Origin of the sequence: Hymenobacter armeniacus (assembly GCF_014699055.1) — a bacterium.
Classification (GTDB): domain Bacteria; phylum Bacteroidota; class Bacteroidia; order Cytophagales; family Hymenobacteraceae; genus Hymenobacter; species Hymenobacter armeniacus.
Genome location: NZ_JACXAC010000004.1, coordinates 169084 through 181539 on the forward strand (window position 1 = coordinate 169084; position 12456 = coordinate 181539).

14 protein-coding genes are annotated in these 12456 nt (G+C 60.6%); 4 read left to right on the forward strand and 10 right to left on the reverse strand.

Going from position 1 to position 12456, the window contains the following annotated elements:
• Positions 1-28 precede the first annotated feature (28 nt).
• Positions 29-430 carry a hypothetical protein gene (locus tag IC234_RS12250; RefSeq protein ID WP_190924975.1) on the reverse strand — a complete coding sequence of 134 codons (402 nt, stop codon included), beginning with the start codon at positions 428-430 and terminating at the stop codon, positions 29-31.
• A gap of 165 nt (positions 431-595) precedes the next feature.
• On the opposite strand from IC234_RS12250, the gene IC234_RS12255 reads away from it, so the two are divergent.
• The 3 genes from IC234_RS12255 to IC234_RS12265 all read left to right on the forward strand — a co-directional run bounded on the left by IC234_RS12255 (position 596) and on the right by IC234_RS12265 (position 3224).
• Positions 596-997, forward strand: coding sequence for a hypothetical protein (locus IC234_RS12255; protein WP_190924977.1), 402 nt, complete (start codon positions 596-598; stop codon positions 995-997).
• A 119-nt stretch (positions 998-1116) separates the two neighbouring features.
• Positions 1117-2127, forward strand: coding sequence for a hypothetical protein (locus tag IC234_RS12260; RefSeq protein WP_190924980.1), 1011 nt, complete (start codon positions 1117-1119; stop codon positions 2125-2127).
• 209 nt (positions 2128-2336) lie between these two features.
• On the forward strand, positions 2337-3224 hold the full coding sequence (locus IC234_RS12265; protein WP_190924982.1) for a DUF3089 domain-containing protein: 888 nt from the start codon (positions 2337-2339) through the stop codon (positions 3222-3224).
• Between the two features lie 412 nt (positions 3225-3636).
• Here the strand turns inward: IC234_RS12265 and tsf are convergent, their stop codons facing one another.
• The 4 genes from tsf to rplM all read right to left on the reverse strand — a co-directional run bounded on the left by tsf (position 3637) and on the right by rplM (position 6330).
• Positions 3637-4473: a translation elongation factor Ts gene (gene tsf, locus IC234_RS12270; RefSeq protein WP_190924984.1), complete on the reverse strand. Its 837-nt coding sequence runs from the start codon at positions 4471-4473 to the stop codon at positions 3637-3639.
• Positions 4474-4669: 196 nt separating this feature from the next.
• Positions 4670-5437 carry a 30S ribosomal protein S2 gene (gene rpsB / locus IC234_RS12275; protein ID WP_190924986.1) on the reverse strand — a complete coding sequence of 256 codons (768 nt, stop codon included), beginning with the start codon at positions 5435-5437 and terminating at the stop codon, positions 4670-4672.
• 18 nt (positions 5438-5455) lie between these two features.
• The gene (rpsI, locus tag IC234_RS12280; RefSeq protein ID WP_046246877.1) at positions 5456-5842 is read right to left on the reverse strand and encodes a 30S ribosomal protein S9; all 387 of its coding nucleotides are present in this window, start codon (positions 5840-5842) and stop codon (positions 5456-5458) included.
• A gap of 35 nt (positions 5843-5877) precedes the next feature.
• Entirely contained in the window at positions 5878-6330 is a 453-nt protein-coding gene (gene rplM, locus IC234_RS12285; RefSeq protein WP_190924988.1) for a 50S ribosomal protein L13, read from the reverse strand.
• A 212-nt stretch (positions 6331-6542) separates the two neighbouring features.
• On the opposite strand from rplM, the gene IC234_RS12290 reads away from it, so the two are divergent.
• Positions 6543-8015: a DUF2029 domain-containing protein gene (locus IC234_RS12290; protein WP_190924990.1), complete on the forward strand. Its 1473-nt coding sequence runs from the start codon at positions 6543-6545 to the stop codon at positions 8013-8015.
• Positions 8016-8024: 9 nt separating this feature from the next.
• Here the strand turns inward: IC234_RS12290 and IC234_RS12295 are convergent, their stop codons facing one another.
• The 5 genes from IC234_RS12295 to IC234_RS12315 form a co-directional block, all read right to left on the reverse strand.
• Positions 8025-8738 (reverse strand): RluA family pseudouridine synthase, encoded by a 714-nt coding sequence (locus tag IC234_RS12295; RefSeq protein ID WP_190924992.1) that lies wholly within the window; start codon positions 8736-8738, stop codon positions 8025-8027.
• A gap of 81 nt (positions 8739-8819) precedes the next feature.
• Positions 8820-9878 carry a sensor histidine kinase gene (locus tag IC234_RS12300; RefSeq protein WP_190924994.1) on the reverse strand — a complete coding sequence of 353 codons (1059 nt, stop codon included), beginning with the start codon at positions 9876-9878 and terminating at the stop codon, positions 8820-8822.
• Positions 9879-10021: 143 nt separating this feature from the next.
• The gene (locus IC234_RS12305; protein ID WP_190924997.1) at positions 10022-10717 is read right to left on the reverse strand and encodes a response regulator transcription factor; all 696 of its coding nucleotides are present in this window, start codon (positions 10715-10717) and stop codon (positions 10022-10024) included.
• A gap of 75 nt (positions 10718-10792) precedes the next feature.
• Positions 10793-11482: a hypothetical protein gene (locus tag IC234_RS12310; RefSeq protein ID WP_190924999.1), complete on the reverse strand. Its 690-nt coding sequence runs from the start codon at positions 11480-11482 to the stop codon at positions 10793-10795.
• 124 nt (positions 11483-11606) lie between these two features.
• Positions 11607-12422, reverse strand: a complete 816-nt coding sequence (locus IC234_RS12315; RefSeq protein WP_223827653.1) for a DUF3108 domain-containing protein — start codon at positions 12420-12422, stop codon at positions 11607-11609.
• Between the last annotated feature and the right edge of the window lie 34 nt (positions 12423-12456).

Consider the following 12456-nt stretch of genomic DNA (forward strand, 5'->3'; position numbering starts at 1 on the left):
GGCCTTTTCCGTCTCGGCGGGATGCAACTTATTTCTTGGTTGCTTCCTGCACGTTGGCTTTGGTTTGTTCGGCCGAGCGCTTGGCGGCGTCGCCCAAGGCTTTCATTTTGGCATCGAGCTTGTCGCCGGCGGCTTCCATCTTAGCGTCGGCCTCGTTCATTTTGGCGTCGAGCTTTTGCCCGGCCGCGTCCATCTTGGCGTCGAGCTTCTGCCCGGCGGCTTCCAGCTTATCGCCGGCTTTAGCCGCGGCGGCGTCGATTTTGGCACCGGCCTCGGCGGCCGAGCCAGCGGGGGCGGTGCTGTCGGTGGTCACGGTGGTCGTGGTGGTGCCGTCGGCCGCGGTGGTGGTTTCGGCGGTTTTCTGCTCGCAGGAAGTGGCGGCGAAGGCCAGAGCGGCAGCGGCAAACAAGGTTTTGAGTGAAGTATTCATGGAAAATAAAATGGAGGTGAAATGATACCGCTTAATTAAGCGGAGCTGTAAAAGGTAACCCGGCTGTTGGAGCATCGGGTTGAGGGCGGACCGGGCGGCGTGGGCTAACTTTTTAGTCACGGCGCTAGTATAGCCCCTTACGCATCTCCCTTATTTCGCATTCTCATGGATTCAACCGCCGCCACCCCGCAGACGCCCGCCACGCCCGAAGTGCCCATGGCCGTGAGCGACCAGCAAAACACCGCGCTGCTCGACGATACGCTTACCTTTCTCACCGCCAGCACGCCCGCCAACTCCGGCCCCCAGGGCATCGTGGAAATCGAGCGCTGGGCTGCCGTGCTCGCGGCCACGGACCGTCCTGGCCTGGCCAAAATCAAGCAAGAGCTGGGCCAGCTGAGCGAGCTGCTGAGCGACCCCAAAAGCCCGGCCCACGACATCGCCGAAATCCTGGCCAGCCTGGGTGCCGAAACCGCCAAAGTGGCCGAAGAAGCCGGTGGCGACTACAACGGCCCCCTCACCAACCTGAGCAAGCTGCTGCTTAAAGCAGGCAATTCGCTCTCGCGCTAGCCTGCGCCGTCCTAACCATTGTAGCGCGAACTTTGTAGTTCGCGTCCCCACGCCAAGTCTCACTAGTTGGGCCGGCGCGTGGCGACGCAATTACAACGTTCGCGCTACTGTTTTTTCTGATGGCCTCATTCTCTCCCGCCGACCTGCTGCCCTACGACCCCTTCGACGGCATGCGCTTCGGCCCTGATACCTGTTTTCTCAGCGGCCAGCCCGTGGGGCCCGACGACACGGTGCCCGTGTTTGCTGAGTGGCTGCAGGCCCGCTACCACCTCGCCGAGCGCCCCATTCAGCTCCTCGACCAGCGCACCGTGCTCATGCAGGACCTGCGCCTGCCCGCCAGCCCCGCCGCCCGCCACCGCATCGAAGCATTGGAAAGCCGGGTGGAGGCCGCCGCCGCGCAAGGCCCGGCCGCTCTGCGAGCCCTCGGCGACGACACGCTGTTTCTCTGGATGGGCAAAATGTTCTACGGCATCTTCATCACCGAACTGCTGAACGAGTTTGAGCCGCTGATAAAGCCCAAGTACCCGCTGGCCGAAAACGCCGCGCTGGTGCGCCGTTTCCAGGCGTTCTACCAGTTGCTGCAGGGCCTGCGCGTGCCCACCGAGTATGCCGATTTCGTGCCCGGCTCCGTGTTCGTGCTCGAAGCCGACCCAACTGAGGACGTGACGCCTTTTGAATACGACGACGACCTGAATACCCTCGTGTTCAGCATCAAGCTCGATAAAACCGTACTGGTGGCCTGCCTGGTGGATATTGGCCTCGTGGGCCAGGCCATGCGCAAGGTGTACGCCGATGCCCAGCGCCCGCTGCACCCGGTCCAGATTGCCGAGTTCAAGGCCCGGGTGTACTACGCCGCCCACCTGCTGCACGTGGTGCCCGACATCTACCCCCGCCACCCGCGCCCCGGCGACACGCACATTGTGTACGATGCCCTCATCGACGACGTCACCGGCGCCATCTTCAACCCGTGGGAAAACAGCGCCTACACCCAAACCCTGGCCGAAATGTGGCAGCGCTGGAACATCACCCTCGCCGACGTAGTGGCCACCCCCACCGAGCCCCTGACGCTGCTGTATAACGCCGACGGCTCTCCGCGCCAGCTGAAGCACTGGCCGGTTGTATTGAATTAAAAAAGAACGGTCATGCTTCGGCTTCGCTCAACATGACCGTTTCACAAACTATGTTTCGGTTACCATCTCACCTCCGCACTGCTCTGCTTGCGTTGCTGTTTCTGCCGCTGAACGGTTGCATCCGGCTGCTTCTCAAGCCGGGTCGGGATTTTGAGAAGTATACGCCCCCACCCGCGCCTGATTACTCCCAAGCTGCCAACTGGGCCGCCTTGCCCACAACGCGGGATTCGGCCGATGCGGTGCCGCGCCACTCCACCTTGCGGAATGAGCAGGCCACCGCTGCCGTCGACGTATTTTTCGTGCATCCCACCACCTACTACTCGCCCCGCCACTGGAACGGCGACGTGCGCAAAAAGTGGCTGAACAAGTACACCGACCGCACCACCATCAAGCAACAGGCCAGCGTGTTCAACGCCACCGGCCGCATCTACGCGCCGCGCTACCGGCAGGCCACCCTCTTCTCCTTCCTCGACAAGGAGCCCAATGGCCAGAAAGCCTTAGAACTGGCCTATTCCGACGTGCGCGCCGCCTTCCAGTACTACCTCGCGCACTACAACCAAGGCCGCCCATTCATCATCGCTAGTCACAGCCAGGGCACCGACCACGCAACGCGCCTGCTCCACGAATTCTTCGACAAAGCCACCCCGCTACACCGCCAACTAGTGGCCGCCTACCTCATCGGCTTCCAGGTGAAACGCAACGAATTCCTCACCATCAAGCCCTGCCCCGACTCGCTGGCCACCGACTGCTTCATCGCCTACAACACCTCCGATGCCGGCCACGAGTCGCCCATGTTCCAGCCCAGCATCGCCGTCAACCCACTCACCTGGACGCTCGATTCCGCCCTGGCGCCCGCCAGCCTCAACCGTGGCGCGGTCAGCATCCGCTTCAAGCACGTCCACCCCAACTTCACCGATGCCCAAATTCATCACGGCCAGCTCTGGGTGCACGCGCCGCGCTTCCGTGGCTTCCCGCACTTCCCACCCTCCGGCAAGAAGAAGCTGCGCTACTCCCGCCACATCGCCGATTACGCGCTGTTTTACATGAACATCCGCGAGAACGCCAAGGCGCGGGTGCGGGCATGGCAGAAGCAGTGATACAAACTGAGTCAGGACGATACTAGAATACAGAGTAGGTAACCCATTGGCACAATAGCTCCTACTACAAACCCCACTGCATACTGTCTGCTTCTTTTTGATAATAGGTAAAGTATTCCTATGTGGATAAGTAGAATTATGCCTAACAACAGTTTATAGCTGATGGGAAGCGGGTCTATGTGAAACCCTGATTCTCCTGGCATCACTCGGTCCATTATTGCAAAGTCAACTCCATCGGCCCATATCCATGCCACCAGAAATCCGTCTAACAGCAGCGTGCCTACGATTACAACGAGTAGAGTAACTATCCCCGGCAGCTTACTGGGAGTTTGGACAGAAGTAGCCATAACTGCAAAGAAAAGCCCCGCCGGCACGATGCCAGCGGGGCTTTCAATTTAGCTAAAAACGGCAATTAAGCGCCGATAGCCACGCGCTTGAAGTCCGTCACGGTCATGCCTTTCGACTTGCTGTCGAGCAGCTGGGCGATGGTCATCGAGCCGTCTTTCACGAACTCCTGGTTCAGCAGGGTCTGCTCTTTGTAGAACTTGTTCAGCTTGCCCTGGGCGATTTTCTCCAGCATGGCTTCGGGCTTGCCTTCGGCACGCGCCTGCTCTTTGCCGATTTCGATTTCGCGCTCCACCGTAGCCGAGTCCACACCGTCTTTGTCAACGGCAACGGGCTTCATGGCCACGATTTGCATGGCCACGTCGCGGCCCACGGCAGCAGCGTCGGCCGAGCCCACGTTTTTCAGCGCCACGAGTACGCCTTTCTTGCTGTCGGAGTGGATGTACGAAGCCACTTTCTCGCCGGTCAGCGTCACGTAGGTCAGGTCCAGCTTCTCGCCGATTTTGCCGGTCAGGTCGGTGATGTGCTCCTGAATGGTCAGGCCATCGTCTTCTTTCACGGCCAGCAGGTCTTCTTTGGTAGCGGCGTTGGTGCGCACTGCGGCATCGAGGATGCGCTGCACCAGCTCGCGGAAGTTTGCCACTTTGGCCACCGACTCGGTTTCGCAAGCCAACGCCACCAGTTTGCCGTTGGTGCCGTCTTCGCTCACGGCCACGGCCACAAAGCCTTCCGAAGTGGTGTTTTCGGCACGCTTGTCGGCGATTTTCTGGCCCGCCTTGCGCAGGATGTCGCGCGCAGCTTCGAAGTCGCCATCGGCTTCGGTCAGGGCTTTTTTGCAATCCATCATGCCGGCACCGGTCATGGTGCGGAGCTTGTTTACGTCTGCGGCGGTAATAGCGGCCATTGGAAGTAGGGGTGGGGTTGTAGAGACGCATATTTGCGTCTCCCGTTTGAACAATTGATTTAAACGTGCGGCCGATTCCGTTCTGGCGTGAGACGCAAGTATGCGTCTCTACATCGGCCTGAAAGCAAAATAAAAAAGGGAACCTCCGGAGCCTAGCTACTCGAAGGTTCCCTTTTTTCAAAGAGCTCGGAAGGGACTATTCTTCGTCAGCAGCCGTTTTTTCGGCAATGGCAGCCTCGTCGGCTTCCTTGCGCTCGGCGTCTTCTTTGTCAACTTTGCGCTCCGACAGGCCGTCTTCGATGGCCTTGCCAATCACGCTCACGATGAGCTGAATCGACTTCGAGGCGTCGTCGTTGGCGGGAATCGGGAACTGCACCAGCTCGGGGTTCGAGTTCGTGTCGCAGATAGCGAAAACCGGAATGCCCAGCTTGTGCGCCTCTTTCACGGCGATGTGCTCGCGCTTCACGTCCACCACGAACAGGGCAGCGGGGAGGCGGCCGAGGTCGGCGATACCGCCGAGCACGCGGTCGAGCTTGGCGCGCTCACGCGACATCATCAGCTTCTCGCGCTTGGCCAGTGCGGCGTAGGCGGTGTTTTCTTTCACCATCTTGTCGATGGTGGCCATCTTCTTCAGGCTCTTGCGCACCGTGGCGAAGTTGGTGAGCATGCCGCCCAACCACCGGTCGGTCACGAAGGGCATTTTCAAGCGCTCGGCTTCCGTCGTAACGATTTCCTGCGCCTGCTTTTTCGTGGCTACGAACATGATTTTGCGGCCGCTCTTCGCAATGTTGCGAATAGCCTGGGCTGCGTAGTCAAGCGAAACCAGCGTTTTGTTGAGGTCGATGATGTGGATGCCGTTCTTCTCCATGAAGATGTACGGCGCCATTTTGGGGTCCCACTTGCGGGTGAGGTGACCAAAGTGGGCACCTGCGTCGAGCAGGTCCTTATAGGTAGTCTGGGCCATGATGTATTTCCTCCTGGATTAGCGTTTCGAGAACTGGAACGAACGACGAGCCTTGCGCTTGCCGAATTTCTTGCGTTCCACCATGCGCGGGTCGCGGGTCAGGAAACCTTCCTTCTTGAGAGCAGGACGGGTTTCTTCGTTGTCGCTCACGAGCGCCTTGGTGATGGCCAAACGGATGGCTTCGGCCTGAGCCGAAATGCCGCCGCCGCGCACATTCACCTTGATGTCGTACTGGCCGACTTGCTCGAGGATTGCCAGGGGTTGGTTCACGACGTTCTCCAGCAGTTCGTTGCTGAAGTACGACTTCATGTCCCGGTCATTGATAGTGATATTCCCTTGCCCGGCCTGCATGTAGATGCGGGCCACCGAGGTTTTTCTTCTACCAGAGGTGTTGGTAATTGCCATTTAGTGGAAAAATAAAAGCGTAAGCCGGCGTTGGCTTACAGGTTGGTCAGTTCGATGGCCACGGGCTGCTGGGCCTCGTGGGGGTGCTCCGTGCCGGCGTACACGTACAGGTTGCGGTACTGGGCGGCGCCGAGGCGGTTGTCTTGCAGCATGCCTTTCACAGCGTGCTCAATTACACGACGCGAGTCGCGGGCCATTTGCTCGCGCACGGTGCGGCGCTTCTGGCCGCCGGGGTAGCCCGAGTGCGTGATGTAGACCTTCTCGGTCATTTTCTTGCCCGTTACGCGCAGCTTGTCGGCGTTGAGCACGATGACGTTGTCGCCGCAGTCCGAGTTGGGGGTGAACGAAGGCTTGTGCTTGCCACGCAGGATGTTGGCAATTTGGCTGGCAACGCGGCCCAGCGGGGCCACGCTGGCGTCTACGATAACCCAGCTCTTCTGGGCGTTGGCCTTATTGACGTGGGTCGTCTTGAAGCTCAGGTGGTCCATGAGTCGAAAAAAAGGTATGCTAAACTATTGAATAAGAGTACGGAGCCGCGAAGGCTTCGGGAAAAACGGACACAAAGGTACTGATTTATGGGGAAATAGCCAAAAGTGTCGGAATAGTTTTCTGCTACCCTCCCCGGGCACCCGGTCTGGCGGTAGCCGCGCCGGGTGCGTCCCACATTGCCCACGCGTACATTTGAGGCTTATTATTTCTTATGAGTCCCTCTGCTCGTTTATCTGCTGCTGCTGCAAATCCGGCCGATTCCCACCGTCGGGCGTTGCTTTTGCTGGCCGCGTTGCTGCTGGTTTCGGTCGTGATGGCTTTCATCACTACTAATACTTACGATTCGGGCGACAGCATCAAGCACTACTTGTTTGCGCGCTATGCTTTTCAGTACCCCATGAACTACATGGACTCGTGGGCCAAGCCGTTGTTTACGCTGCTGGCGTCGCCGGCCGCACAGGGCGGCTTCATCGGTATGAAGCTGTTTCAGTGCGCGATTGTGGCCCTATCGGCGTGGTGCGCCTACGTGGTGGCGCGCACCCTGCGGCTGCCCGCGCCGGAGCTGGCCATCGTGTTTGCCTACGCGTCGCCCGATTATTTCATCATCCAGTTTTCCGGGCTCACGGAGCCCTTGTTCGGCCTTATCCTGGTGGCCTCGGTGGCGCTGCTGATGACGGGCCGGCCCGGGTGGTCGGCGGCGCTGATTACCTGGCTGCCCTTTGTGCGGTCGGAAGGATTTATTCTGATTGGGCTGTGGGTGGTGTATTTTCTGTGGCGGCGGCAGTGGCGCTACCTGCCGCTGCTGGTGCTGGGCTACGCGGTGTATAGTGCGGTGGGAGCCGTGGTGCTGGGCGAGCCCGGCTGGGTGTTTGGCCACAACCCCTACGCCACCAAATCGGTGTACGGGCACGGCGAGTGGGACCATTTTGTGTTCAGCCTGCCGGGCCTGCTGGGCTGGGTGGTGCTGTTTCTGGCGGTGGTGGGCGGCGTGCGCATGGCGCTCGACCTGCTGGACCCGGAGCTGCGGCAGCGCCGTTTGTTCAGCGCCGAGCTGTTGCTCGTTTACGGCAACATCTGCGTGTTCATTGCGGCCCATACTATATTCTGGGGGGCGGGCTTGTTCAATTCCTTTGGCATGACGCGCGTGCTTGACGTGACGGTGCCGCTGTTTGCTGTGGTCGCACTCAATGGCCTGACTTGGCTCGTGCAACTGGGCAACACTCCGGCTGCTCAGCGGCGCATCCGCCTTGGGTGGGTGGCCGCTGCGGTGGTGTTTCTGTTTCTGGGCACCCGCCAGGGGTTCCGCTGGCGGCGCGACTTCACGCGCCCGCCCGACCAGGAAGTGGCCGAAAATGCTGCCGCCTGGATTCGCAAAACTTACGGGGAGGGCACCCGGCCGCTGGCCTACGAGTTCCCCTACGTGGCCGTGGCCACCAACAACGACTTTTTCGACGCCAAACAGCACCCCGATTTTCGCGCGCACGGCGACCAGCTGGCCGAGGTGCCCGTGGGCACGCTCATCGTGTGGGACGACTGGTTTTCGCGCACCGAAGGCTACGTGCAGTTGCCCATGCTGCGCCGCGACGCCCGGTTCCGGGAAATGTGGCACGACGCCCAGCCCCGCAACCGCTACCACCCGGAGCGCGACACCACGCAGGTCATTGTGTTTGAGCGGGTGCGCTAGCCCGGTGGCTTACTGGTGCTGCCGCAGGGTTTCTACCAGCACCCGAAAGTCTTTCGGGTAAGGCGCTTCCACGGCAATTTCTTCGCCGTTGAGGCCCGTGAACTGCAGCCGGAGGGCGTGCAGCGCGAAACGCTTGATGAAGGGCTGCTCTTCTTCGCCTTCCTTCATGTTGAATTTCTTCTTCAACGAAGACAGGTAAAAGTCTTCGCCGCCGTAGTCTTTGTCGCCCACGATGGGCGCCTGCAAATACATCAGGTGCAGGCGAATCTGGTGCATGCGGCCGGTCACGGGCTCGCACAGCATGAGGGCGTGGCGGGCGAAAGTTTCGAGGGTGGTGAAGTGCGTCTCGGCGGGCTTGCCCTTGTAGGCCAGGCGGGCCTTGCCGCGCGAAGTGGTTTCGATGTTGCGCTCCACTACCTCGTCCTGTAGCTGCGGCGTGCCCCACACCACGGCGTGGTACTGCTTTTTCACCTCGCGGTTCTCGAACTGCATGGCGAGGTGACGGTAGGCAGCCGGGTTTTTGGCGAAGGCCAGCGCGCCGCTGGTTTCACGGTCAAGCCGGTGGGCGGCCTGAATGTCGTCGTGGTGCTGACGGGCCAGGCGCAGCATGTTGGGCGCGCCGCCCACCCGCTCATCCAGCGTGGCCAGAAACGGGGGTTTGTTGACGACAACGTAGTCGTCGTTTTCAAAAATGACGAGGTCGGAGAAATGGGGAAGCTTCATACGCAGCCCCAAAGGTACGGCGTGCAACCGGCGGGCGGGGAAGCCCCCTGCCGAACGCAGCCTCGGCAGGGGGGTGGATGGCTAGCTGCCCGCGGCGCCTTTCGGCTTGCTCAGCTTGAATTCCAGCGTGGTGCCTTCGCCCACGGTGCTCTTCACTTTGATGGTGGACTTGTGCGCCTCCACAATGTGCTTGCTGATGGCCAGGCCCAGCCCGGAGCCGCCGGACTCGCGCGAGCGGCTTTTGTCGATGCGGTAAAAACGCTCGAAAATGCGGTTTTGGTGTTCGGGGGCAATGCCGGTGCCGTCGTCGCGCACGGCAATGCGCACGCCCCGGCTGCCTTCGATGAGGGCCACCACCACGCGGCCGTTGTCGCGGCCGTATTTGATGGCATTGTCCACCAAGTTCACCAGCACTTGCCGGATGCGGTTGCGGTCGGCCACCACGGGCAGCTCGGCGGGCAGGTTGGGCGGAAACAGCTCCAGGGTGGTGCCCCGCCGGGCGGCCTGCTGCTCCAGCAGCTCGAATATTTCGCGCACCAGCGCCACCAGGTCGAAGCGCTGGCGGCGCATGCGCACCACGCCTTTTTCGAGCTGCGCAATGGTGACGAGGTCCTGCACCAGCGCGTCGAGCGTATCGAGGCTGGCGGCGGCTTTAGTCAGGAACTTGCGCCGGGTGGGGGCGTCGATGTCGCCGTCTTCGTTGTCGAGAATGGTGTGCACAAAGCCCTGGGCGGCGAACAGCGGCGTCTTGAGCTCGTGCGACACGTCGGCCAGAAACTCGCGGCGCAGGGCCTGCAGGCGCACCAGCTCGTCCAGCTCCTGCTGGCGCCGCTCGGCCATGAGCAGTATTTCGTCGCGCACGCGCTTCACCGGCTCGGGCCGAAAGAGAAACTTGCTGCTGAGCTTCTTGAATTCCTTGCGCTTGATGTGTTCCAGGCCCGCGTAGATGCCGTTGATTTCGCGAAAAATCAGGGCTTCAAACGATAGGTACACCAGCAGAAAACACGCCGCCACCGTGACGCCCGCTGCCAGAAACGCCTCCCGGAACGGCAGCGTGGGGCCGATGCGGGCGTAGGTGGTGAGCACGCCCGCCACCAGCAGCGCAATCAGAATGGCAATGGTGCGAGAAGAGAGGTTCATTGGGATAGTAAAATAATTGAAAAAGCACGTCGTGCAGCGCGCAGCGAAGCATCTTGCGTGCAATAGTAAATAATTACTGCCTGCGGGAAAGATGCTTTGCTGCGCGCTGCATGACGTGCTTTCGTCAGCACATGCTGCCGGACTTAGTCCACGTTGAACTTGTAGCCCACGCCCTTGATGGTCTGAATGTGGTGTTCGCCCACTTTCTCGCGCACTTTGCGCACGTGCACGTCCACGGTGCGCGCCAGCACAAAGACGTCGTTGCCCCAGATGTTCTGGAGCAGCTCTTCGCGGTTGAACACTTTGTGGGGCGTGGCCGCCAGAAAAGCCAGCAGCTCGAATTCCTTTTTGGGCAGGCTGATTTTTTTGCCGTCCTGGTACACGGCAAAAGCCGTGCGGTCGATGCGCAGGCCGTTGATGTCGATGGCATCCACGGCGCCGTGGGGGTCTTGGTCGCGGCGCTTCACGGCGGCCAGGCGGCCCAGCAGGGCGCGCGGCTTGATGGGCTTGGCGATGAAGTCGTCGGCGCCGGCCTCGAAAGCGGCCACCTCGGAGAATTCCTCGGCGCGGGCCGTCAGAAACAGGATGTAGGTGTCTTTAAACTTGGGTTGCTCGCGCAGCAGGCGGCAGGTGGCAATGCCGTCGAGGTTGGGCATCATCACGTCGAGCAGGATGATGTCGGGGTGAAAATCGGCAGCAATTTCCAGGGCTTTGCGCCCGTCGGACGCCGAAGCGGTTTGGTAGCCTTCCTTTTTGAGGTTGAACTCCAGCAACTCAACGATGTCCGGGTCGTCGTCGACCACGAGAATCTTGTACACGGCGGATTTGGGAGCAGTCACGGCGTTACGGGCTTAAGTGAAGCAAGGGTTGCGCCTGCAAAAGTACCGCTCTCCGCGGCCCGCCCGATGTTACGATTATGTGACGCCGCCCGCCGGAGCGAGTGGGCCGGCCGGTGAGGACACCACCGGGTTCACGCACAAGGCCACCGTGTACAGCACGTTGGTGAAGATGTAGAGCAGGCCGTGAATGGCCCACACCTGTATGCTCAGTTCCCGCGAAAGGCTGAGCACGTAGTTGCTGGACAAGAAAATGAAGATGTTGCTGAGAAAATAGAGCAACAGCGCCGCCGACACCCACAGCATGGGCTCGCGCTCCAGCCGGCGGCTAATGGTTTGCCGCGTGGCCTCGCGCTGAAAGTAAACGCCCACAAAAACCAGCACCAGCACGCTCTCGATGAAGTGCTGCACCGGGCTGAATTGCATGGTGTCGAGCCGCGGCGAGTAGGTGAGCGCCGACCCCAGCAGGAACCCGATGAGCAGCAGCGGAATCAGGCGGCTCAGGGCCGAGGGCCGCAGCGCCCGCCGGTACATGAGGGCCAGGAAAGTGAACTCGATGGCCGTATCAATCGGGGCCAGGAACAGGTTGGGCCGATGGAAATAGCCCAAGGTGCGCGACGCAATTTCCATCAGCAAGCAGGCCACCAGCAGCGGCACCAGGTAGCGCGGGGCGGGCCCCAGCCGCCGGTAGCGCCACAGCCCCACGAGCGTAGCCACGACGACGGGAACGACCGAGAATTCGAGAATGAATTGCTGAACGGATTTCATTAGGTGAGGCGTAACGCGCACCGCGCTAGCGCAAAAGAGAAATCCGTAGATGAGAAATGGCAATGCCTGCTTCAGGCCATGTAATGGCCGGTGGCAAAGCCGTTGAGTACGCGCAAAGGTTGAGCTAATTTACGAGGTTCAGCCGCGACTTCAGGCCCTGGTAGCGCACCATGTCCACTTTCACCGTGCCCACAAACATTTCGGCCTGAAACAGCACCGGAATCTTGTTACGGTCGTCGGAAAAGTACACCGAAATGGCGTTTTCGCCCCGAAATAGCTTGTTGTTCGGCATCTTGGGCACCAGCTTGAAGGCGCGCACGTCGCCGGCCTTGGTTTCCACCACTTCGCGGCCTTTGAACACCACTTCCAACATGAAGTTGTCGCCGTCGAAGTAGCCGGGTACGCGCACCACGTCGCCCACCTTCATGCGCTCAAAGTTGAGGGTGCGCAGGTAATAGAAGCCGCTCACCAGCTCCAGGGTGTTGTTGGCCACCTTCACGGTGCTGCGGGCGTTGTTGTGGGTGTGGTCGGTCACCTCGGCCACGTCGCGCAGGTGGTCGAATTCCACGGTTTCCTTTTTGCGGTAGTTCTTCTCGGCAATCTCGCGCTGCGCGCGGATGGGCAGGATGCTGGTGGTGTCGATGTAGGCGCGCCACTGGTCGCGAATGCGCAGAAAAAAGTCGAACGACCCCGTGGTTTTGCCGCTCACCGTGGCCTTGTAACAGGGCCGGTCGTTGATGCGCTCCAGGCTGCCGCCGGTTTCCACGGTGGCCTCGCCGCCGTTGATGAGGCCGTAGTGCACGGTGTACTTAATGACTTCACCGCGCCCGAAGCTGGACTGCGGAACGTTGCGCACGGCATCGCCGGGCCCCAGGGCCAGTTGCGCCGAGGCCAGTAAGAAGAGGATAACGGGGGTAAAAATGAGCCAGCGGCGGTTCATAACGGAATAAGTAGAAGTAACGATTACAGCCATA

Excerpts from the sequence above, each read along its gene's own strand:
- IC234_RS12290 (WP_190924990.1), top strand. The coding sequence starts at position 6,543 with ATGAGTCCCTCTGCTCGTTTATCTGCTGCTGCTGCAAATCCGGCCGAT.
- IC234_RS12315 (WP_223827653.1), bottom strand. The coding sequence starts at position 12,422 with ATGAACCGCCGCTGGCTCATTTTTACCCCCGTTATCCTCTTCTTACTG.
- IC234_RS12255 (WP_190924977.1), top strand. The coding sequence starts at position 596 with ATGGATTCAACCGCCGCCACCCCGCAGACGCCCGCCACGCCCGAAGTG.
- IC234_RS12295 (WP_190924992.1), bottom strand. The coding sequence starts at position 8,738 with ATGAAGCTTCCCCATTTCTCCGACCTCGTCATTTTTGAAAACGACGAC.
- IC234_RS12250 (WP_190924975.1), bottom strand. The coding sequence starts at position 430 with ATGAATACTTCACTCAAAACCTTGTTTGCCGCTGCCGCTCTGGCCTTC.
- rplM (WP_190924988.1), bottom strand. The coding sequence starts at position 6,330 with ATGGACCACCTGAGCTTCAAGACGACCCACGTCAATAAGGCCAACGCC.
- IC234_RS12300 (WP_190924994.1), bottom strand. The coding sequence starts at position 9,878 with ATGAACCTCTCTTCTCGCACCATTGCCATTCTGATTGCGCTGCTGGTG.
- rpsI (WP_046246877.1), bottom strand. The coding sequence starts at position 5,842 with ATGGCAATTACCAACACCTCTGGTAGAAGAAAAACCTCGGTGGCCCGC.
- rpsB (WP_190924986.1), bottom strand. The coding sequence starts at position 5,437 with ATGGCCCAGACTACCTATAAGGACCTGCTCGACGCAGGTGCCCACTTT.
- tsf (WP_190924984.1), bottom strand. The coding sequence starts at position 4,473 with ATGGCCGCTATTACCGCCGCAGACGTAAACAAGCTCCGCACCATGACC.
- IC234_RS12310 (WP_190924999.1), bottom strand. The coding sequence starts at position 11,482 with ATGAAATCCGTTCAGCAATTCATTCTCGAATTCTCGGTCGTTCCCGTC.
- IC234_RS12260 (WP_190924980.1), top strand. The coding sequence starts at position 1,117 with ATGGCCTCATTCTCTCCCGCCGACCTGCTGCCCTACGACCCCTTCGAC.